This is a genomic window from Ligilactobacillus animalis, from assembly GCF_009933595.1.
GTDB classification, from domain to species: domain Bacteria; phylum Bacillota; class Bacilli; order Lactobacillales; family Lactobacillaceae; genus Ligilactobacillus; species Ligilactobacillus animalis.
This window is the reverse complement of the sequence record NZ_CP047141.1, coordinates 13,885-36,813: the sequence shown is the minus strand read 5'-3', so window position 1 is coordinate 36,813 and position 22,929 is coordinate 13,885. Positions and strand designations below refer to the sequence as shown.

Genomic DNA, 22,929 nt, shown 5'->3' with positions numbered 1-22,929 from the left:
CCTAAGTTATAACTTTTTTTATATTTATTAGCAAGAAAAAACTATCGGAAATTTTATATCAAAAAATAAAATATTTAGTTACTACTACTTATGGCGCTGATCTATAAAAATGTAAAATTACGCTTAAACATCAGCTAAAATCTTAAATTTTTGATTTACATTATGATAAGTGTTATAGTCAACTTGAATGTAACACCTATCAAATATAATTATAAGGAAGTTATGTAAATGATTAGCATTTTAGTAAATGATATATGTCCAATTTTAGTGATCATGTTACTCGGTTATCTTTGCGGAAAATTTTACTTTTTCGATAATGACCAACGGCAAGGGCTAAATAAATTAGTTCTTAATATCGCATTACCAGCCGCTTTATTCATTTCGATCGTTAAAGCTACAAGAAAAATGTTTGCGCAAGACATTATCTTAACGCTGATTTCTATTTTTGGTGTTGTAGGCTTATTTATGTTAAGTTACTATTTGGATAAGTTGTTCTTCCATAGAACTACCCCGCAAGCGGCGGTTTGTGCCTTGATCGCTGGTTCTCCCACAATTGGTTTCCTTGGTTTTGCTGTTTTAGACCCTATCTACGGGAATAACGCATCAACTAACCTTGTCATCGGGATCGTATCCATTGTTGTCAATGCGATCACTATTCCATTGGGGTTAGCTTTGATCAATAAGGGGCAAGCTATAGCTAAAAAGAAGGCTAAAGCAAATAATAATAAGGGAACTAACGTAGAAGTAGAAGATATAAAGAAGCAAGGGTCCACTAAAATCAAGCAAAAAGTCATGGTGACTATTCCCGATGGTGTTCCAGTTACTGATGCCGAAGCTAAGGCTCTAAAAGAAAAGGGATTAGAACGTGAGATCGACTTGGCTCGAGCAGAAATTGCCGACCATGCTGATGAACCTCATAAACCAATGGATCCAACTTTGAGATCTGTAATTGACGCTATTAAGCAACCAGTGGCTGCTGCTCCATTAATTGCGGTGCTTTGTGTTTTAATTGGGATCAGAATCCCAACTGCTTGGGCACCAACTTTTGACCTAATTGCTAAAGCTAATGCCGGGGTCGCTGTTTTAGCAGCCGGGCTCGCCTTATCGACAGTTAAGTTCTCAATTGATAAAGAAGTACTTTGGAATACCTTCTTTAGATTATTCCTAACTCCTGCAGTTATTGTGCTCGTCGCTTATCTTTGTGGTATGGGGTCAGATCCAACTAAGATCTCTATGCTTTGTTTGGCGACTGCTTTGCCACCGGCATTTTCCGGAATTATTATTTCTAGTCGCTACAACATTTACGTTAAAGAAGGTGCAAGTTCAGTTGCAGTTTCAACTGTCTTCTTTGCAGTAAGCTGTATTTTCTGGATCTGGTTATTACCAATTTTGGCACATCTGTTTTAATGAAATGAAAAAGGGGCCCCCCCTTTTTGACTACATATGTAAAGAGTAAATAGTTTTAGAAAAGCTCTGTGAGAATGGCTTAAGCTGTTTTCACAGAGCTTCTTTCTTATGCCTATTATTTTCTAGTAGTTTGACATACTGAAATAAGCACTCATTGCTGCATAATCTGCTTGCGTGATCCCTGCGATCGTCATAAAAGCTAATAATTGACCCAAGATCACCGTGAGATCATGCTTTTCGAGCTGTGATCCTGAAAGTTCTGTTCCAGTAGCTGTAACTAGTTCATAATAAGCGACATCCTTGTATGAAAAGATCCCCAAATTAAAGAAATCAAATCGTGCTAACATCACTTTTTCTGATGCTTGAAACTTATCCTCAAGCATCAAATATAATTCATCTCTTGTCTCCACAAAGATCGTTGGTCGCTTAAACAATGCATTGATCCCGGTAAATAACAGGCGTTCTGGTCGTTCTTCTGGAAGTTCTGCCAATTCTTTTTTTAGCTGTAGTAACTTAGTTTTAAATATCTGAACTAATTGCTCATTTGCCGTCTTATCGGTATTTGCGGTAACATAGAGCCCCTCTAACTTAGTCACTGGATAGCTCATACAACTAGTGATATCACGTTTGCCAGTCCATAGTCGCTTATCGTAAAAAAGATTATTATATTCGGGATAACGCGTTTGAGCCAAGCGTAAAGTCTTACCCAAATTCCCGATCAAATTGACAGCCATCCCATTAATATTTTGTTCTGTCAAAAAGGCTACGACAAAATCTTTGACCTTCATTATAGATCCCCCCTCACTTTTCAAATTTATCATAGCACATTTTAAAGCTAAGCGAAATATATTTTTAGGATAACCTAAACAAAGGGTATGTTCTAAGTCGCTATTTGGCCTTCGAAATAACATAGTAGTTACCGCTGGCTGGGTTAGACAGTAGATAAAAAGAAGGTACAATGACGCAAAATACGCCTCATTGTGTCTTCTTTTTATCTGTAATTAGTTACCTCACATAAGTCATGTAAGATCTCAATAAATTCGGGATCATCGTTCAAACAAGGTACGACATCAAAAATCTTTCCTCCTGCTCTTTTAAAGATCTCTCGATTCTCGATCCCCAACTCATACTTCGTCTCCAAACAATCAGATATAAATGACGGTGAGATCACTAGTAGATTCTTACACCCCTGGCTAGGTAAACGATCGACGGTCGCATCAGTTGCCGGTTCTAACCACTTAGCCGGTCCGAATTTTGATTGATATGTATGTAAGATCTCGATGTTTGGTAATAATGCTTGTAGTTTGGCAGTCGTTTCTTCGCATTGCCTTTGATAAGGATCTCCCTTTTTGACGTAACTGACTGGAATACCGTGATATGAGATGATCAATTTATCATATGGTTTCTTTACCCACTGAGTTTTGATCTTAGTAGCAACTAATTTCAAATAAGTCTCATTTTCGTAAAACGAAGTGATAAATTTAATATTTGGGATATAAGTACGCTTATGATAAAAATGCATCACATCATCACTGACCGAGCCCACCGTTGTTGTCGAATATTGCGGATAAAGCGCAACGATGCACAGATCAGTTATTTTTTCTATTTCAAATTCTGCTAAAACCTGAGCAATATCAGGCTCGCTATAACTAAAAGCATATTTGACTACTGTATCAGGTACTAGAGCCTGTAATAATTCACATTGCCGCTTAGTATAATAGGCCAACGGTGAACCGTATTCTTTTGACCAGATCTTTTGATACATCTGAGCAGAAAATTTAGGTCGCCGGGGTAAGATCATCAATTCCAAAATCGGTTTCCAGATCATATCTGGAGTATCGATCACACGCTTATCTCCTAAAAAGCGTCTTAAATAAGGTCGTAAGTGCTTAACATTCGGACTTTTAGGTGTTCCAAGATTGATCAATAATATTCCTTTTTTCATCAATTTGCCTCTAAACTTTTAAATTTATTACATACCTTAAAATACCATATCTATCTATGCTGGGCAATTATCGCGCTTTTTTTAATCATTCTAATCCTTCTAAATGTTTTTGGTATAGAACTTTTGCGATCGAGCAGGGTAAGATCCGTTGCTCGACTAAAAAATCCAAATACGCCTTAAAATCACTATCTCCCGTTGTTTTTTGAACTAGAGCATGTTTTAACTTTTGCATCCGCTTTTTAAGCATAAAATACGATTCCCCTGTCTCAGCAGATAATTTTGACAGCTTAAAATTTGCCTGTGCTAACTGATGTAAAAAAGTAACATCTTCTTGATCTAGTGCTTCATACCATTTCTTCACATTTCTCTCCCCTTTGTTTAAACTCTACTGTTATCATACCGCCGAGTTCAATTGTGAGCAATACTAAAGTAATCATTACAATGTTTTTTAAAATAATGTCCATAAAAAATCCGATTATATCAACTATTTTCCCCGAAAATTATTTTACCTTACTTAGTAAATGTTTAAGTGAATTTTAAATTTTGATAAGTCAGATAAATTTTATTATCGGCTTAAAATAAAGCTAGGCTTATATATGCATATTTTGGTAGAAAATCAATAGTTTTTCACAAAATACTGAGGTATATACTTATCTACGTTGAGAGAACCTCAACTATCCATAATGAAAGAGGTGATGAATCGGTGCTGTTAGCTTTTAGTGGTTGCGCCCACCCCAGCTTATAGCTCGATCTATTGACATTGTGGTAAGTAGTCTTAACATCCTGCTTAACTTTTTAGGCTGCCCCTGTCCACGTGTCACATAGTTTCATCGATCTCACTCTCTAACTAATAATTGCCAAAAAGTCGTTAAACAAGACTCCCCCCTTGTTTAACGACTTTTTGATCTGTTCACTTTTTCAGTATTTTGACTAACTCACGCGCTTTGCGGAAGGAAACTTTACACTCGACAGTCTCTTTAGCATCAAAAAAAGCTATCTCACACTCTTTTGTGTTTTATCAGCCCACTCGATCGTACGGTCGACCAAAGTAGATTGGCTATCCACGATCGGTAAGTCAGTGATCGGTTCGCGCTCTTGGGCAAGTGATAATTCAGTACAGCCCAAGATCACAACATCACAGCCCGTTTCTTGGATCATTTGGGCTACTAGGTCATGGAATAGCTTACCATCAACCACGTCTTGTTCCTTGATATCATCATAGATCAATTCGTCAGTCATCTTTTGAACGGCTGGACTTGGCTTAGCTAAGTCATAGCCAGCAGCTAAGATCTCTTTATCGTAGATCTGATCACGGATCGTACCTTGCGTTGCAACTAAGCCGACTTTTTTAGCTTCCGGATAGCGCTTTTTGATCTCAGCGACCGTTTCTTTAGGCATGTGTAAGATCGGCACATCGACAGCTTTAGCAAGCTCATCATAAAAATAATGCGCCGTATTACATGGTAGAGTGAAAAAGTCTGGTCCCAGCGTCGCATATTGCTTAAAATCTTCGATCAATTCTGGTAGCGGGTTAGGCTTGGTATTATCCAAAATATACGCCGTTCGATCTGGCACTGTCGCATGATTGACCAAGGTGTAGTTGTAATAATCTTGGTCTTGGTGCGCCTTAGTGCGTAAATTCAACTGGTGGATATAACTTTCGGTCGCCATCGTTCCCATACCACCGATAATTGTAAAAAAGTTTTTCATCGTATCTTATCCTTTATTTTCTGCAAAATAACGGGCAAAATTCTTTACATAATTGTGGTTCATCCACTTGATCAATAACCACCGCTTAGGATTCATATCTTCAGAATATTCATATGTTGTTCCATAACGGTTTTCTTTGATCAACTCTAAAGCACGTTCCTTTGCTTCATTTTCACGGGCATATTTTTTGAAAGTCTTCACTGGAACACCCAACCATAAAGCAGCGTGGTCGTTATGTTCATTGCAGTAAAGCGTTTCTGCGTCCTTAAGATCACCCGTCACGTAATCACGTACGACCCACTGTGCCAAGTTATAACCATTCAAGGTCACAAAGAAGCTACTGCGGCCTTGGCGCAAGTTGATCTCAAAGAGCTTGTATTTGCCGTCACGCACATCGTATTTCATATCAAAGTTAGCATAACCGGTAAACTTGATCTCTTCTAAGAATTTTTGGATCGTATCATAGATCTCTTGGTTGTATTCTGGCATGATCGCTACATAGTTACCGATCGCAGATGGAGCTGGATCTTCCAATAATGGATGACCTAAACACATCATCTTGACCTTGTGATCTTGGTCAACGTAGGCATTTAAGACCCGCATGTTACTATCATCACCTGGGATGAAATCTTGTAAGATAAAATCACCCGTATAGCCATTAGTGTAGGATAAGTCAACGATCCGGTCAAATTCTTCGCGCGATTGGATCCGGAAAGCCTTCTTACGTCCTTCGAATTTAACATCTAACCAAGCAATACTATTAGCCGGTTTTAAAGCTACCGGATAGTCAAATGGTTGCTCGATCTTCTCACCGCTGTCGTGCATTTCCTTGGTTATAATTTGAGTCTTAGGATAAGGGAGGTCATATTTTTCACAGACCTTATAGAAGTTTTCCTTGTTGTTCAACTGATGCAACATATCAACATCGATATATGGACAAACAAAGACATCCTCTAATTCCTTTTTGTGGCGCACGATGAGCTCTGCATACCCATCGCCACACCCGATCAAGATGACCGGTTCTGCATGGTCACGATAGCGTTCTTTGATCTTTAACATCTCTTCGATCCAGACTGGATCTTCAGCAAAACCATCGATCAATTCGAGATCCACGATCTTTGTAAAGCGTGTTGGAGCTAATTCTCGTTGCGCAAATGCTTTGACCGGCTTATGGAATATTTCATAAAATGAACGCGCCATGCCGTACACATTAAAATCGCTCCCCAAAAGGATCGGGGTAAAATCTGCTGTTTCAATTGCCATTACTCTAGTTCCTCCAAAATCTCTTGTGCCAATTCAACGTCGGTCGGATATAAAATCTCTTCACCTTTAACTTTTAGATACTTATCTTCACCGCGGCCCGCTAAAACAACAACATCTTCAGCTGTGCTAGCTTCGATCGCCAAACGGGTCGCTTTTTTACGATCAAGTTCAAAAATGACTTCAACACGCTCATGATCGATATGCGCATCGATCTCTTGGGCGATCTGCATTGGATCTTCAAATCCAGGATCATCAGTCGTCAAGTAAGCAATATCAGCTTCTTCGCTCAGTGCTTTCCCAAAGCCCTCGCGCCGTGAGACCCCTTTATCACCGGTACTTCCGACCACGACTCTGATCTTTCCGGCATGTGTCTGTTGCCGTAAAAATTTGAGCAATGCACTCAGACTTGCATAATTATGGGCATAATCAATGTAGACCGTTCCGTGTTCTTTGGACGTTAACATTTCCATCCGACCGGGAACTTTAACGAGTGGTAAAGCTTCTTGTGCGACTGCTTTACGTGCCCCGGCTAAAGCTGAAGCGATGATCGCACTCGCCGCATTACCTTCATTGTAATCACCCGCTAAAGCGATCGTATAAGTGCCATCGATCGCCAAGGCCTGTGCTTTTTTAGTCTTAGCGCTCAATTTAAATTCACTTTGTTTAAGATCTTCAAAATCATTAGCGATCTCAAAATCGACCGGCACATCAAAACTCAGCTGCGCATCTTTGCGGGCATAAAGATAGATATTTTCGGTCCCTACGCTCGCCTTAGCTGTTTGATAAACATCCAACAAATGTGCTGTTTCAGCATTGATCACACAAGTCTTAGAGTTCAAAAGTAGTTGTTCTTTGCAGAACAGGTAATCTTCAAAAGTCGGATGTTCATTTTTACCGATATGATCAGGTGAAATATTCAAAAATAGCCCGATATCATATTTCAGGCCATAGACACGACTCTTCTTATAAGCTTGTGAGGAGACTTCCATGACTAAATGATTCATCCCGTTATTGATCGCTTGACGCATATCGTGGAATAGATCCAAGGACTCGGGCGTGGTCAAGTTGGATTTAAAACGTTGGTCTGGTTCAGGTCCTAAGATCCGGTCGATCGTGGAAAATAACGCGGTCCGATCGCCAGTCGCTGTTTCTAAGATCCCACGGGCAAAGTAAGACGAGGTCGTTTTGCCCTTTGTCCCCGTATAAGCGATGATGAACAATTCATTTTGGGGATAATCGTAAAAAGCAGCACCCAACAAGGCCATTGCTTTTTGAACATCGGAAACGATGATCGCGGTCATCCCATCGCCTTCTGGGTAATACTGTTCCGCCACATAGCCTGTTGCCCCGGCTTTTTTGGCACTAGCTAAATACTCAGGTCTAAAATTACCCTTGCAGATAAATAGCGTTTGGGCTCCAGCTTTACGGGAATCGTATGTAATTTCGGTAAACATTTCTGCTTTTGGTGCGATCACAAGTGATTGCAATAATTGGTGTTCTTGTAATAATTTCTTTATCTCTGGTACAGCTAGCACGCCTGACTGCATCTCCTCATACTCATTTTTATATCTTATTGATTATCTCATGTTTTCAAAAAAAAATACAATACGAAGCCAAAGCACTACTATAATTTAGTTTGATACATCCATCTAAAATTCATGCTAGTCTTCCAAGTGTTATTTTATCCTATCTTTAAAGTAAATTAAAGCTAAGTTTATTATTTACAAGTATAAAGGAGGAAATTTCATGAACGATCCATTCGATCCCAGTTTCGGTAAAGTTTCTCATATCCCAATAATCGACTGCATAGATAAAAACAGACCTAAAACTACTCTTCCTAGTTTTAGGTCTGTTTTAACAAGGTTATTTAAATTTCTTCACTACGGGCGCCTTTTTGATCGACTGCTAATTGGGTAAATTCACCGGTCAAGCCGTGTTCTCTGGCAGCCTTGATGAATGAAGCCATCTTTTCAGGTGCGATCAGCGTCATTACAGTCGGGCCAGCCCCACTCAAATACGTACCCTTAGCCCCTACTTTATGGCCTAATTCACGTAAAATTTTTAAATGCGGGACTAATTTTTCACGGTACGGCTCATGATAGCCGTCTTGTTCGATCAATTCAGCCACCAGCTCTAGATCGTCAGTCAATAAGGCTGCCACTAAAGCATTGCCCACACTTCCCGCGCGGACTGCAGTCGCATATTCCAATCGTTCGGGTAAGACGCTGCGACTGACCTTAGTCTCTAATTCAAAATCAGGAATATACGCTAACAGCCCGATCTCAGGAAAGGTAGCCTTGATCGTTTGTGGGCGCTCATTTACCATCAGTGAGATCGTCAGTCCCCCGAATAACGCTGGAGCCACGTTGTCGGGATGACCTTCGAGCTTAGTAGCTACCTCAAGTAATTCTTGGTCCGAAAACTGTTTAGCCGATAAAACTTGGGCTAATTTCAACCCCGCCACGATCGCCGCCGAACTACTGCCAAGGCCACGCGCCAAGGGGATCTCAGAGTTCATTTTTATTCTGTGCGGTGTGAGATCTTTATCTAAGGTCAAAGCTGATTTAATGACTAAATTGGTTTCATCATGTGAAACTTCCGGTCCAAGGTCATGTTCGATCTGCCAGTTAGGCATTTTTTCCAACACCTCTAATGTCAAATAACGATCAACGGCTAGCCCTAGGGAATCAAAGCCGGGGCCCAAATTAGCACTGCTAGCGGGTACAATGATCTTTTGCATACATTACCCCTCCAATACTTTATACGCAGCCAGTAACTGCATCTCGGGCATTTCTTTTAACTCTGCCTTGATCGCATTCAGTTGCGCCTCGGTCATCGTATGTGTTACAAGCGAGATCCGCGCCGTACCTTGGCTTTCACCAGTCTGTTTGATCACATTGAAGCTAGCCTTTTGTTTGGCCATGATCTCAGTTAATTTCAACATCTGTCCCGGTTTGTCGGGAAGTACCAAAGAAAGATAGTATGGATAGATCACATCACTTGCTGGGGCCAAAGCAACGTTTTTGACATAGCCGTTAAAGCGACTACCAGTAGTCTCTAAGACGATATCTTTGGTGACCGCGATGATGTCGCTCAAAACACTGTTAGCGGTCGGCAATTCACCAGCACCTGGACCATAAAACATCGTCTCGCCGACAGCCTTACCGGTCACTAAAACGGCATTATTTTCATTTTGGATCGCTGCCAACGGACGTGAACTAGGGACGAGCACTGGTCCGACTGAAACGTCCAATTTATCATCGATGAGCTTAGCGATCCCTAACAATTTGATCGTATAGCCTAGTTGGGCCGCCTCATTGATATCGGCCAGCTGCACACCATCGATCCCCTCGAGCTTCACATCATCGACAGTGATATCTTTCCCAAAGGCAAACTGCGTCAAAATGATCATCTTATAAGCAGCATCCTTACCTTTGACATCATTAGTTGGATCAGCTTCTGCAAAACCTTTTTCCTGCGCAAGTTTTAAAGCTTGGGCATATGAGAGTCCATTTTGTGTCATCTGGGTCAAAATAAAATTCGTCGTCCCATTGACGATCCCTAAGACCGACTCTACTTGATCGGCCGCAAATGAATTGACGATCGTACGCAAGATCGGGATCCCCCCAGCAACGCTAGCTTCATAAAAGAGATCACAGTGATTTTGTTTGGCAAGCTCGGATAACTCAGGACCATGTTGGGCGATCAGATCTTTGTTAGCCGTCACCACATGTTTTTTGGCATTGAGTAGTTGCTTGATATAACTCCGCGCAGTCTCGACTGTCCCCATCACTTCGACGACGATCTTGATATCATCATCGGTCACTAACTTGGTAAAATCATCGGTCAATTCGATCCCCGTCAGATCCACATTGCGCTTAGCGGTCACATCACGCACGACCACCGTTTTGACATTTAATTTGCAACCCGTGATGTCTGTGATCTTTTGTGCATTATCCTGTAAGATCTTCACGACCCCGCTACCTACTGTTCCTAAGCCTAAGATCCCAATATCGATCGTCTTCATGCGCGCATTCCTCCGTGTCTAAAAAAGTCATATTTTCTTAATATTAACATATTCAAATTCCACTCAAAATATTTTAAACACCTAATTTAATTTAACTAATAAATTTTACTTGTTATTTTAACTTTACTTTGGTAGTATGAACTCAAATTTACTCGAAAGGAATGTGAGCTTATGGCAATTTCATACCGTAGCACGCGTGACCACCATGCTACTCCCTTTTCAGCCTCACAAGCTGTCTTACAAGGCCTGAGTCCCGATGGCGGTCTCTTTGTCCCAGATCATTTACCCCAACTAAACTTGGAATTAATGGATCTACCAAAATTAACTTATCAAGAATTGGCTTTAAAAATTTTACAACCATTCTTTAGTGATTATACTGCTACCGAATTACAAGAATGTATTGCCAAAGCTTATGGGGATAACTTTACCTCACCCCAGATCACGCCCGTCAAATTCACCGATGAGCTCGCTTATTTGGAATTATTCCACGGTCCAACGATCGCTTTTAAAGATCTTGCATTGCAATTATTGCCTCATTTACTGCAATTAGCAGCCCAAAAAAATCAAACAGCGCTAAAAACAGTGATCTTAACTGCGACTTCAGGTGACACTGGTAAAGCTGCCATGGCGGGATTTGCCGACGTTAAAGATACCCAGATCATCGTTTTTTATCCTAAAGACGGGGTCAGCGAAGTCCAAGAAAAGCAAATGCGCTCCCAGACCGGCGCTAATACCCATGTCGTGGCGATCACGGGAAACTTCGATGATGCTCAGACCAAGGTCAAAGAGATCTTCGATGATCCTAATATGATACTTGCGCTACGTCAGCAGGGCTATCAATTCTCCTCAGCTAACTCGATCAATATCGGGCGTCTCTTCCCACAAATGGTCTATTACTTCTACGCTTATGGCCAAATGCTCAAAGCCGGTAAGATCACCGCAGGGCAAGCGGTCAACTTCAGTGTACCAACGGGGAATTTTGGCGATATTTTAGCTGGGTGGTACGCTAAAAAACTCGGGCTACCGATCAAAAAATTGCTCTGTGCTTCAAATGAAAACAATGTCTTAACTGACTTTTTTGCCAGCGGGATCTATGACCGCAAACGTCCATTCCACGTGACGACTTCGCCTTCGATGGACATTTTAGTCTCCAGCAACTTAGAGCGCTTATTATTCTATACGTTAGACCAAGATGCAGCTAAAACGGCGCAATTGATGAACCAACTCAGTACTCGTGGCGTTTATACGCTTGACGCTGAGTTGATCGCTAAATTACAAGCTGAATTCTTTGCTGATTTCGCCACGATCGACCAGACAGCAACCGAGATCAAACGCGTTTTTGAAAAAGAAGCTTATCCGCTCGATCCTCATACTGCAGTCGGTTCGTTTGTCGCCCGCCAATACCAGTTAAAGACAGACGACCTCACTCCGATGATCGTCGTTTCTACTGCTAGCCCGTATAAATTCCCAGAAGCTGTCTTAGATGCTTTAGACAAGCGCCAAGAAGCCACTGGATTAGCGGCCTTGGAACAGTTACAGCAAGTGATCGCCCAGCCTTATCCGCAAACGATCGCGGAACTCTTTACTGCGCCACTCTTACATGATCTGACTTGTGATCCTAAAGATATGAAAAAATTAGTGTTCAAACTCGTTGAGCAAAATTAGATAAGATATAGAGGTTTTTTGTTATGAAAGTTGTTAAATTTGGTGGAAGTTCTTTAGCTAACGGAGAACAGTTCAAAAAAGTTATCGCCATCGTGACCGCTCAACCAGAGCGCCAAGCCGTGATCACCTCGGCTCCGGGCAAACGTTTTAGCGATGATATCAAAGTGACCGACCTTTTGATCACTTATGCGGAACGATTTTTAAATTATCTAGATACAACAGAAGTCCAAGCAAAGATCTTTGACCGCTACCAAGAGATCGCCCAAACTTTTGAGTTACCAGCTGAGGGACTTACTTGGCTCAAAAAAGAATTACAACAGCTCCAAGAGCGGACTTATCCCAGTGCCGAATATCTTTTAGCAGCTTTTAAAGCACATGGGGAATATTTCAATGCCCGCCTGTTGACCTTGATCTTAAATCATCTAGGGATCAAAGCTCGTTTCATCGATCCCCGTGTAGTTGGCTTATTAGTCAGCTCTGATCCTAACGACGCCACAGTCTTACCCGTGACTTATGAGAACTTAGCTCGTTTAGACTATGCGGATGAGAAATTGATATTTCCCGGGTTTTTTGGGGTAACAAAAGAAGGTGAGATCGCGACTTTCTCACGTGGTGGCTCAGACATCACCGGGGCGATCGTGGCCCGCGGGTTAAACGCTGAACTCTACGAAAACTTTACCGATGTGGATGCGATCTACGCGGCTAATCCTAAATTAGTCCATGATCCATACGCGGTCACCAAAATGACTTACCGTGAGATGCGCGAACTCTCATATGCTGGTTTTTCGGTCTTTCACGATGAAGCGATCGTCCCTGCGATCGAAGGACGGGTCAAGATCAACGTTAAAAATACTAACCATCCAGAGCGTCCCGGCACAATGATCATTCCGTATCAAGAATTTACTCCGATCACCCCGATCACTGGGATCTCAAGTGCTAAACATTTTTCCGCACTGTACTTGCACAAATTCCTGTTGAACAAAGAAGTCGGGTTCACTCTAAAGATCTTAAACATCCTTTACAAGTACGGGATCTCCTATGAACACATGCCTTCTGGGATCGATGATCTGACCATCATCTTTGATAACAGTCAGTTGACTGAAGCTAAAAAAGAAGCCGTATCCCGTGATATTCGTGCGGTGATCCAACCCGATGAATTGCGCTGGATCGATGACTATGCCTTGATCATGGTCGTTGGCGAAGGGATGATCAATCGTATCGGGATCATGAAAGATGTGATCCTAGCTATCTCAGATCACAATATCAACATCCACATGATCAACCAGGGGTCATCTGAAGTTTCGATCATGCTCGGGACTAAGAGCGCTGATGCTGATAAAGCTGTCAAATACATTTATGAAGCTTTTTTTGAACAAAAATAACTGTCAATAATAAGAGCCTTACCACGATGCCACACATCAGGGTAAGGCTCTTTTATTTATCGCATTTGCTTACACTCTACACGCACAATATAGCTTAAGATCTGGGTGGGATCTTAAGCTATATAGCGTATCAGATCAAAACTCATATACTAAGTCTCAAACCTAAATAATGAATCAAAGTCTGATCCATCAAAAATCAGCAATATATTATACAGGAGCTATATTGGGTGGATGCGTTTCTGTAATAAAGTGTCTCTTTTATGGATTTTGTGTTTCTCTCTTACAGATATATATTAGCTGATCTATAGCTATATTCTAATCTATCTTTAGTTTTTTGACCTGTTTTTGTGCTAAAAAGGTACTTTTGTGTCAGATTAGACACTTTTCTTGTAAACGTTCTCCTTAGAAAGTACTATATATAAAAAGATAAAACTAATACTACTATGGAAAGCAAACTCCCCCATAACTGAGCTACAAACCATCTTAGAAAGGTAAAATGTGGAAGATGGGCTTACTTTTCCCGTAGTTATTGCACAAAATTATGAAAGGAAAGCTATATTTCTTTCTAAATTATGCAACTTGCATAATTCCATATTCGCTATATAGCGCTTTAAAGCAATGGAATATCACAAAGTTATTTCAGAGCTTAGAACCAACAAGAACATCAAGGTCTCTGACCTGATCGGCGATAATATGTCGCGTTCAAGCTACAACCGTTTTATTTCTGGAAAGACCGATATCTATAGCCAACACTTACTCGCTTTACTCGATCAGCTCCATGTTTCATTTTCCAAGCTAGAATATATTGCTAACGGCTATAATACTTCTAAAGAAGATACGTTCTTTCTCAAAGTCATCCTGGCTGCGCGAGCAAAGGATCATGAGGGGCTGATCCTTTGTTATCGCCAAGCGCAATCACTCGCCCAGCCAAAGCACAATGATTTTTACACCCATGTTTTAGGTGCCTTAGATCTAGTGATCCGTCAACTTAAGTCACAACCATATAACTTAAGTGACAATGCTTTATACACATATTTGATCCAAGCTTTTTCTTGGACCGACTATGAGTTTAAGTTCTTCCAATTGATCTTACCCGCACTTTCCCCCGCAGAACTCGAACCATTTTTGGCCAAGATCGAACGTAATCTAGCTAAATTTGGCAGTGCTACACCGTATAATCAGAAAAGTTTCAATTTGATCTGTGATATTATTTTTTATTTTATTCAGCACCAAAATTACGTCAATGCTTCACATTATCTCACGTTACTCGAAAATTATGACCTGACTGAAAATCTGGTCTACGAAAAGTTGTTACTCACATTTTTTACCAATCTCAAGAAATTATTACTCCATCAACCAGCCAATACTTGGCGCCGTCCATTAACTAGATGCATTGCGACCGCTAAATTTCTCGATATGCCTAATTTGGCTGAAAAATTTGAACAGACCATTTTACAGATAACTAACTAAAAGTAGGTAGCCTCCCGTAGCAAGGAAGGCTACCTGCTTATTTGATCTACCACATAAATAGTGGACCAAAAACCATAAAGATCTCTGATCCACCACTTATCTTATAGTGCACTAAAAACAAACATAGCCTGAGTTCGGACGATCTACTGGATGGGTGTACTGCCCGACCTAGGACCAGCAACATCACCATTTCTTGTAAGCTACTCAACAAATGTCTCAGTCAAATGCTCATTCATCTCCCTAAGATATTCCCTAATTAGCAATATAGTACTTGCTAACATCTTGATTATAGTCGCTAAAACTTTATTTATCTGCTTTTTCTTCAAAAAAGATACAGGTGTATCATTTTTGAGACACTATCTGCTACTTATTTTGCTTCACTGCCCTTTCCGTAGCCTTACGCATCCAATTCCTTCATTTTTACCCTTAATCATAGTTTTTCATGCTACTTCAAACAATATTTTTGTTTGAACGTGCATTTTACACTTATAAATTCTCGTTTATTCCACTGCCCAGTATCCCTAATACTGCCAATAGCATCAAACTCCCCGCATTTTTGTATATACACAAAAATCCCCAGTCATTCAACTGGGGGAAAAGATTATTTTGTGATCTTTACCTTGCTTACAGTATCCGCTGTCGTGTCTTCTGGGAAGTACACTTGATACCATAAGATGAAGGTGTAGATAGTGAAGATCTTTTGCATTGAAGACTTACCGTTGATATGTTCTTGTAAGATCTCAAGTAAGGCCTCTGGTTCGAAGAATTTCTTAGCTACATCAGAAGTAAAGGCTTCTTCGATCCGCTTTCTGAACTTGTCTTCTTTGATCCAGCTAGCAATTGGGGATGGGAAGCCAAGTTTTTCCTTGTTTGCCACATCTTTTGGTAATTCAGCTGCAGCTGCCGTCCGCAATGAGACCTTGGTTTCATCGCCACGGATACGTGTCTTGATCGGCATTGTAGCCGCAAAGGCAGCCACTTCTTTATCAACTAATGGTGTCCGCACTTCAAGTGAGTTACACATACTCATCCGGTCAGCCTTATGCAAGATATCAAATGGTAACCAAGTGTTGATATCAAAGTATTGCATTTGCGTCATTTCATCTTTATCTTTAACGTCATCAAAAATATGCTTGGTGTAAGCACCGGAATCAACGTTTAAGTCCTTGTTCTTCAAGATCTTGTCTCGATCATGATAGTTAAAGACATAGTTTACCCGGTAGTAGCGTTCGCTCAATGGTTGTGCCCCACGGACCAAGAAACGTTGGCCATGGAAACGAGGTAAGTTGATCACCATCTTAGCAAGTGCGCTCCGCAAACCAGCTGGAACATATTTTTGATATTTTTCAAATGGACGAGCTTCTAAGTAAGTGTTGTAACCACCGAAGAATTCGTCAGCCCCTTCACCAGAAAGCGCAACTTTAACTTGTTTTCTAGTTCCCTTGGAAAGGTAGTAAAGTTGCATTGCTGATGGGTTAGAAAGTGGTTCGTCCATGTAGTACATGATCGTTGGTAAGATGTCGAAGTAATCATCGCCATCCATCGTGATCTGCGTATTTTCTTGACCGATCTTTTTAGCAAAGCGAGAAGACCAATCTAATTCACTATATTTGGAGTTGTTGAACCCAAGTGAAAATGACTTGATCGGTTTTAACTTAGCAGCTTCGTTCAAAACATAACTTGAATCGACACCACTGGATAAGAAACTACCAACTTCAACGTCTGCGACCATGTGAGCCTTGACTGAGTTGTCGACTAAGCCTTGGATCTTCTTAGCATCGCCTTCGATCGTTTGATTTTCATCAATGTGATCGTAGTTGAATTTGTAGTATTGATGGATCTCTGTTTTGCCATCTTTATGGATAAAGTAATGACCTGGCAAAAGCTTGTAGACATTTTTGAACATTGTTTCCTTAGAAGGGATAAATTCAAAACTCAAATGAATTGGTAAAAGTTTTTCATTAAATTCCTTCACAAATTTTGGATGATCTAAGAAAGCTTTGATCTCAGATGCCCACAAGAAACTTTGGCCATCATCATAGTAATACATTGGCTTGATACCAAAGTGGTCACGTGCCCCAAAGACTTCTTTAGTCTTGCGGTCATAGATCACAAAAGCATACATTCCACGTAGTTTATCTAATAATTTAGGACCCCAAGCATCATAACCATGGATCAAAACTTCTGAGTCAACATCTGTTCTAAATTCGTACCCTAAAGCTTTCAACTCTTCACGAATTTCGCGATAGTTGTAAATTTCACCATTGAAGGTCAAGACTTTAGTTTCATCACTGTTATACATTGGTTGCTTACCATGAGCCAAGTCGATGATCGAAAGGCGACGGAATCCCATTGCAGCCCCTTCGTCTGCAAAATATGCTTCATCGTCTGGACCACGGTGACGGATACGATCCGCCATTTTTTCAATTGTGTTATCTGGAATATCAGTTTGGTTTACATACCCAACAAAACCACACATAATGTTTGTTCTCCTTTTACTCTGTTTACTGCCTTAGATTACCCTTTATTACGCCAATTGTCAAAACTTACTGCGGTTCTGGCGTATAGGCAATATTGGCAAACTTATTATATGATTTGATAAATAAAAGCTTAACCGTTCCACGCGCACCAGCACGGTTCTTTTCGATGATCAGTTCAACTTCACCGACATCTTGATTTTCCGGTTGGCCATCGTTGTCTGTATCATCGTCATCCCCGTCAGCTCGCTCATAGTAGTCATCCCGGTAAAGGAACGCTACGATATCAGCATCTTGCTCGATCGATCCAGATTCACGGATATCGGACAACACCGGCCGTTTATCTTGGCGCTGTTCGACCCCACGTGAGAGCTGGGATAAGGCGATGATCGGAACTGAGAGCTCTTTTGATAATTTCTTTAATTGACGCGAGATCTCAGAAACTTCTTGTTGACGACTTTCTTTGTTAGAGCCTTCGATCAACTGTAGGTAATCGATCACGATCAGACCGAGATCGCCTTTTTCCTTAGCTAACCGCCGACTCTTGGCACGGATCTCAGACATCTTGATCCCTGGCGTGTCGTCGATATAAATACTCGTTTTTGAAAGGGCCCCGACTGCCACGATCAGATTAGCCCATTCTTGCTCATCTAATTGCCCGGTGCGCAAGTGATTAGCACTGATCGACCCTTCTGCACATAACATCCGGTTAACTAGCGATTCCGCACTCATTTCTAAAGAGAACAATGCGATCGTCTTATCAGTCGAAGTCCCGATATTTTGCGCGATATTCAAGGCAAAGGCCGTCTTACCCACGGCCGGGCGGGCAGCCAAGATGATCAAGTTATCTGGCTGTAGCCCAGCTGTCATATGGTCAAAATCTTTATAGCCCGTTGCAAGCCCGGTGATATCTTCATCTTGTTGCGACAATTTATCGATCTCATCTAAGGAATCAGTCAAAACTTTACTGATCTCTTTAAAGCCACTTTGAGTGCGATTTTCCGCCACTTCCATGATCTGCCGTTCTGCCGATTCTAAGATATCGGCAACGGGCTCATCTTGTTCTTTGGCTTGGGTGATGATATTGGTTGCCGCTGCGATCACCCGGCGGAGGACAGCTTTTTCTGCCACCAATTTGGCGTAATATCCCACATTGGCTGCTGTCGGCACGGATGAAGCCAATTCAGCAATGTAGGCGACCCCACCGACATCATCGAGTTGGTTGTTCATCTCAAGGCGGTTATTGACCGTTAAAACATCAATTGCTTCTCCATCGTCGTTTAAATCGATCATTGCTTGGAACAACAATTGATGGGCACGCCGGTAAAAATCTTTAGCTTCCACAAATTCCATCGCATCAGCTAAAGCATCAGGACTCAAGAAGACAGCCCCTAAAACAGCTTGTTCCGCTTCAATATTTTGCGGTGGTAAGCTGTCATTTAAAAGTTCATTATCCAACCAGCTTCATCCTTTCTGTAATTTAAGTGTACAACTTGAAATTATAACATAAAAAATAGGCTGGTCGAATCTATTGTTACCTATATATCACTGACCCCCAAAATTTAAAAAATATTACCTTGTTTTATATCACGATCAATTCTACACTAAAGAAAATACGCAAACGATATCCGACAGCTTATATCATGCCCGATCAAGGAATGTTTGAGCCACCATTTGACAGTAGATGGACTATTATCCAGTTTGAAGATTGCTATCTACTAGTAGCACGTGGTCGACTTCCATATAGCCCTAAACAATATTTCATTTTACCTAGTGTTATTCGCTACTTGGTAACTATCCTACCTAAATCACTTGCACTGAGTAAATTAGAAAATCCGACTATGCAACTTGCTGCCAAAGAACTTATGGTCCCTGATCTTCGTCGAACCCAGTTTTTTCAAATGGCAAAATGCCGCTTAACTTTATTGTAAATAAGCTTAGATAGTCCACAAAAAACCAACAGTTCAACTATGCTTTTTATATCCTCACTCTCCCTACCACCTACACAAATAGCCCGCCAGATCTACTCTAGCGGGCTATTATTAAGCTATTTTATTGTTCTGAGATGTGCACGCGGATCTTAGCAGAAACCTCATTGTGCAACTTAACAGGGACATTGGCGTATCCCCTCGCACGGATCGGTGCTGCTAATTCCATCTTGCGCTTGTCGATCTTTAAGCCGTGTTGTTTTTCCATAGCTTGGGCGATCTGCTTGGATGTGATCGAGCCAAATAAACGACCATCTGTCCCAGCTTTTGCCTTGATCTCAACGACATAATTGCCAGATTCTAATTTTTCTTTGAGGACCTTTGCTTCGGCTAATTCTTCAGCCTCTTTTTTGGCTTCGGCTCTCTTTTGACCACGTAATTGGCTCATCGCTGCTGCATCAGCTTGCTTAGCCTTATTGCTCTTGATCAAGAAGTTTGCGTATCCATCTGGAATTTCCTTAACTTCACCGCGTTTGCCTTTACCGCGCACGTCTTGTGTAAAAATGATTCTCATAAAAAAATCCTCCCATACGTAGTTCTTCTACTCTTTATTTTCCTGCTCTTGTTTAAGAATTGCAAGCAGTTGTTCTTTGACCGCACCCACAGTCGTATCAGCGATCTGGGTCGCAGCATTGGATAAGTGACCGCCACCACCCATTTCTTCCATGATCACCTGCACGTTCTTAGTCCCATTGCTTCGCGCTGAAACGCCGATCTTGCCTGAAGCCCGCTTAGTGATCACAAAAGAGGCTTCCACTCCACTGACATTTAACAGTGAGTCAGCAACTTGAGCGGCGATGACTGGATCATAGACTCGATCTTCTTCACCACAGCAGATTGCTTCTCCCTCAGTAAACTCAGTCCGTTCGACCAAATGATTGCGTTGCATGTAGCTATTGACGCTTTCTTTCATGAAATGCCGCGCCATCACCAGATCAGCTCCAACCGAGCGCAAATAGCTCGCTGCATCAAAAGTTCGCGTTCCTGTCCGCAAAGCAAATGATTGTGTATCAATGATGATCCCTGTCAGCATTGCCGTGGCTTCCAATTTATTGATCGGTTCACTGTCTTTTGATTGATACTCAAAGAGCTCAGTGATCAACTCACACGTCGAACTGGCATACGGTTCGATGTAGACCAAGATCGGGTTATCGGGAAATTCTTCGCCCCGGCGATGATGGTCGATCACCATGACACGATTTTTGAGCTTATCGTAGAGCGGTCGTGCGATCGACATTGATGGTTTCGAGTGGTCAGCCATGATCAAAAGGCCATCCTTAGTAGCTTTTTCCAAGGCCATTTCCGGGGTTATAATTGACCCCTTGATATTTGGATATTGTTCCAACTCCTCTAACAAACGCTCAATGTCTGAGTGGAGATCTTCTTGATCTAAGACGATCCAACACTGCTTGCCATTCATCGCTGCGATCCGACGCACCCCTAGGCAGGCACCCAGAGAGTCCATATCTGGATGGCGATGGCCCATCACAAAGATCTGGTCGGCTTGATTCATCAATTCGGTCAACGCTTGTGAGATCATCCGTGCCCGAACTCGGGTGCGTTTTTCCATCGGGTTGGTCTTGCCCCCGTAGAAACGGGCTTGGCCATCGACCGCTTTGACGACGACCTGATCGCCCCCACGTCCCAAGGCAAGATCTAAGTTATTTTGTGAGAGCTTTGCCAGTTGGGTCAGATCAGAACCACCGTATGCGATCCCTACACTAAGCGTTACTGGCGAATTTTGCTTGGACGTCCACTTGCGCACTTCATCTAGGATCTTGAATTTTTCTTCTTCTAATACTTTGAGCGTCTTAGCATACGTCAAGATAAAGAAGTGATCTTCATCAACACGTTTGAGGTAGATCCCAAATTCGCGCGCCCAATCTGATAAAGCATTCGTCACGAAATTTCCCAGGTTAGAAATATCTTTATCGTTCATCGCACTGGTAACTTCATCGTAATTATCCAAGAAGATCTGTCCGATCACTAACCGCGTATCTTCGTATTCTTGTCGGATCTCGGCATAATGCGTCACATCCATCAGGTACAGCGCATCAATGTCTTTTTGGACCATCAGACTAAAGGCTCGTCCATGCAATTTGACTTCGATATCTTTGTCTTTATTGTCTTGTTTAGCCTCGAGTTGCTCATAGAGCTGATGATCGACCTCTTTTAACGGCTTACCCAGCACCTCTTGATTATCAAAATAGCGTTGCATATAAGGGTTGATCCATTCGATATGACCCTCTTTGTCGTAAAATAAGATCCCGATCGGCATTTTGATCAACGCATCCTGTTCACCGCGTTTGATCCGATAAGACAGATCAGAAATGTATTCAGTTGTATCTTCAGTAATTTGTTTTAAAGTAATATAGGCAACTACGGTCACAATAAGTGTAAAGACCATGCTGATATATCCTAGAATAATATTGGTTCTAAAGGCCAGGATCACACAAATGACCGCTACAAACGCCAACATCCAAGCTAACACACGCAAATGTCTGTCATACATGAATTCAGGCAGTTGCCAAAAATCTTTGTTAAAAAATTTTTTCACTGGTTTATCCCCGCATTCCTTTCCCAATTCTTAACCTAATTTTATACTTCTGCTATTTATTCTATCACAAACGAGTTTGACTCTCAGTAAGTATGACTATAATAGCTTGAAAAATCAAGTTGCTTTGCCCAAAATAAAAAGCCACGGGCTGACCCGTAGCTTAGTGTTATGAGTTAAGTTATTCACTTAGTTTAAGTATACGCCCGCGACTATTTATTGTCAGCCATTCAAAACTAAATTTTAAGCTTTCTTTGAGACTTCCCCTCTAAACCAGCTGTTCTTGCTGAAAAAGGCATACATATCATTTAAGAAAAAGACACTGTAACTAAAGATCAAGGCAAAATTCCCATCACCTTGCAACATCGTTTGGACCCATAAAGCGATCGTAAAGACTGATGCCAGTGTGAAAACATAGTATTGTTCACGTTTACGATTCAATTCCAATAATGCCCCCGTGATCGCCATCGCTAAGTTCAAGCTATCCAAAAAGACCCGGGGATCATTCGTAAAGCTAAAGATCGTATAGGTGCATAACCAAGCAACTACAAAAAATAAGCCATATTTGATCCATTCAAGCCCACTTTCTAGTTTTTCCGCTTGGATATCATCGTTCCATTTTGGATCTAAAATGCAAAAAATATCTAAAAAGATCAAATAACCGATCTGTTCCCAAGCGGTCGCATAATTTTTTGCCATAAAACCTGTTGCTGCGATACAAATAGCTGAGATCGCACCACACCAGCCTTGGATCCCGGATAAGTTCGAGATCCCGATCACACATGCCACGGACAGATTGCCCCCAACAAAGGCTAACAGTGACTGGACTGGCGTTTGGCTAAAAGAATCGACCAACGAGATAACTTGGAGCACAAAGTTGAACGCCAATAAGAAGTAACTAAAATACCCCCAACCTTTACATTGATTCAACAACCATTTGAAATATCCCTTCCGAAATACATTCTTGGAATATTCTGGCAAATGGGTCAATACATCTTGATAACGTTCAAACATCTAAAAACTTCCTTCCGATAGACAATA

17 protein-coding genes are annotated in these 22,929 nt (G+C 41.4%); 4 read left to right on the top strand and 13 right to left on the bottom strand.

Going from position 1 to position 22,929, the window contains the following annotated elements; genetic code table 11:
- Positions 1 to 228: 228 nt before the first annotated feature.
- A complete protein-coding gene (locus GSR62_RS00150; protein ID WP_035446979.1) occupies positions 229 to 1,407 on the top strand; it encodes an AEC family transporter in 1,179 nt (392 codons plus the stop codon).
- Between the two features lie 122 nt (positions 1,408 to 1,529).
- Here GSR62_RS00150 and GSR62_RS00145 read toward each other — a convergent pair whose 3' ends face one another.
- The 8 genes from GSR62_RS00145 to GSR62_RS00110 form a co-directional block, all read right to left on the bottom strand.
- Positions 1,530 to 2,195 (bottom strand): hypothetical protein, encoded by a 666-nt coding sequence (locus tag GSR62_RS00145; RefSeq protein ID WP_010690128.1) that lies wholly within the window; start codon positions 2,193 to 2,195, stop codon positions 1,530 to 1,532.
- Positions 2,196 to 2,398: 203 nt separating this feature from the next.
- On the bottom strand, positions 2,399 to 3,352 hold the full coding sequence (hemH, locus tag GSR62_RS00140) for a ferrochelatase (protein ID WP_010690127.1): 954 nt from the start codon (positions 3,350 to 3,352) through the stop codon (positions 2,399 to 2,401).
- An 85-nt stretch (positions 3,353 to 3,437) separates the two neighbouring features.
- Complete coding sequence (locus GSR62_RS00135) at positions 3,438 to 3,713, bottom strand: hypothetical protein (protein ID WP_035446981.1); 276 nt, start codon at positions 3,711 to 3,713, stop codon at positions 3,438 to 3,440.
- 632 nt (positions 3,714 to 4,345) lie between these two features.
- The gene (locus GSR62_RS00130; protein ID WP_010690125.1) at positions 4,346 to 5,062 is read right to left on the bottom strand and encodes an aspartate/glutamate racemase family protein; all 717 of its coding nucleotides are present in this window, start codon (positions 5,060 to 5,062) and stop codon (positions 4,346 to 4,348) included.
- Between the two features lie 6 nt (positions 5,063 to 5,068).
- Positions 5,069 to 6,325: a carboxylate--amine ligase gene (locus GSR62_RS00125; protein WP_010690124.1), complete on the bottom strand. Its 1,257-nt coding sequence runs from the start codon at positions 6,323 to 6,325 to the stop codon at positions 5,069 to 5,071.
- Entirely contained in the window at positions 6,325 to 7,872 is a 1,548-nt protein-coding gene (locus GSR62_RS00120) for a UDP-N-acetylmuramoyl-L-alanyl-D-glutamate--2,6-diaminopimelate ligase (RefSeq protein WP_052006312.1), read from the bottom strand. The genes GSR62_RS00125 and GSR62_RS00120 overlap by 1 nt, the downstream gene beginning before the upstream one ends.
- A 320-nt stretch (positions 7,873 to 8,192) precedes the next feature.
- Positions 8,193 to 9,065 carry a homoserine kinase gene (gene thrB, locus GSR62_RS00115; protein WP_066023734.1) on the bottom strand — a complete coding sequence of 291 codons (873 nt, stop codon included), beginning with the start codon at positions 9,063 to 9,065 and terminating at the stop codon, positions 8,193 to 8,195.
- Between the two features lie 3 nt (positions 9,066 to 9,068).
- The gene (locus GSR62_RS00110; RefSeq protein ID WP_035446985.1) at positions 9,069 to 10,352 is read right to left on the bottom strand and encodes a homoserine dehydrogenase; all 1,284 of its coding nucleotides are present in this window, start codon (positions 10,350 to 10,352) and stop codon (positions 9,069 to 9,071) included.
- A gap of 171 nt (positions 10,353 to 10,523) precedes the next feature.
- On the opposite strand from GSR62_RS00110, the gene thrC reads away from it, so the two are divergent.
- The 3 genes from thrC (at position 10,524) to GSR62_RS00095 (ending at position 14,869) form a co-directional block, all read left to right on the top strand.
- Complete coding sequence (gene thrC, locus GSR62_RS00105; protein ID WP_035446987.1) at positions 10,524 to 12,017, top strand: threonine synthase; 1,494 nt, start codon at positions 10,524 to 10,526, stop codon at positions 12,015 to 12,017.
- Between the two features lie 23 nt (positions 12,018 to 12,040).
- Positions 12,041 to 13,399, top strand: a complete 1,359-nt coding sequence (locus GSR62_RS00100) for an aspartate kinase (RefSeq protein WP_010690119.1) — start codon at positions 12,041 to 12,043, stop codon at positions 13,397 to 13,399.
- Positions 13,400 to 14,017: 618 nt separating this feature from the next.
- On the top strand, positions 14,018 to 14,869 hold the full coding sequence (locus GSR62_RS00095) for an Rgg/GadR/MutR family transcriptional regulator (protein ID WP_066023735.1): 852 nt from the start codon (positions 14,018 to 14,020) through the stop codon (positions 14,867 to 14,869).
- 601 nt (positions 14,870 to 15,470) lie between these two features.
- Here GSR62_RS00095 and asnB read toward each other — a convergent pair.
- The 5 genes from asnB to pnuC all read right to left on the bottom strand — a co-directional run bounded on the left by asnB (position 15,471) and on the right by pnuC (position 22,902).
- Positions 15,471 to 17,348, bottom strand: a complete 1,878-nt coding sequence (asnB, locus tag GSR62_RS00090; protein ID WP_035446991.1) for an asparagine synthase (glutamine-hydrolyzing) — start codon at positions 17,346 to 17,348, stop codon at positions 15,471 to 15,473.
- A 67-nt stretch (positions 17,349 to 17,415) separates the two neighbouring features.
- Positions 17,416 to 18,804: a replicative DNA helicase gene (dnaB, locus tag GSR62_RS00085; protein WP_010690115.1), complete on the bottom strand. Its 1,389-nt coding sequence runs from the start codon at positions 18,802 to 18,804 to the stop codon at positions 17,416 to 17,418.
- A 594-nt stretch (positions 18,805 to 19,398) separates the two neighbouring features.
- Positions 19,399 to 19,848: a 50S ribosomal protein L9 gene (rplI, locus tag GSR62_RS00080; RefSeq protein ID WP_066023736.1), complete on the bottom strand. Its 450-nt coding sequence runs from the start codon at positions 19,846 to 19,848 to the stop codon at positions 19,399 to 19,401.
- 27 nt (positions 19,849 to 19,875) lie between these two features.
- Positions 19,876 to 21,891 carry a DHH family phosphoesterase gene (locus tag GSR62_RS00075; RefSeq protein ID WP_066023737.1) on the bottom strand — a complete coding sequence of 672 codons (2,016 nt, stop codon included), beginning with the start codon at positions 21,889 to 21,891 and terminating at the stop codon, positions 19,876 to 19,878.
- A gap of 240 nt (positions 21,892 to 22,131) precedes the next feature.
- Positions 22,132 to 22,902 (bottom strand): nicotinamide riboside transporter PnuC, encoded by a 771-nt coding sequence (gene pnuC, locus GSR62_RS00070; protein ID WP_035446998.1) that lies wholly within the window; start codon positions 22,900 to 22,902, stop codon positions 22,132 to 22,134.
- Between the last annotated feature and the right edge of the window lie 27 nt (positions 22,903 to 22,929).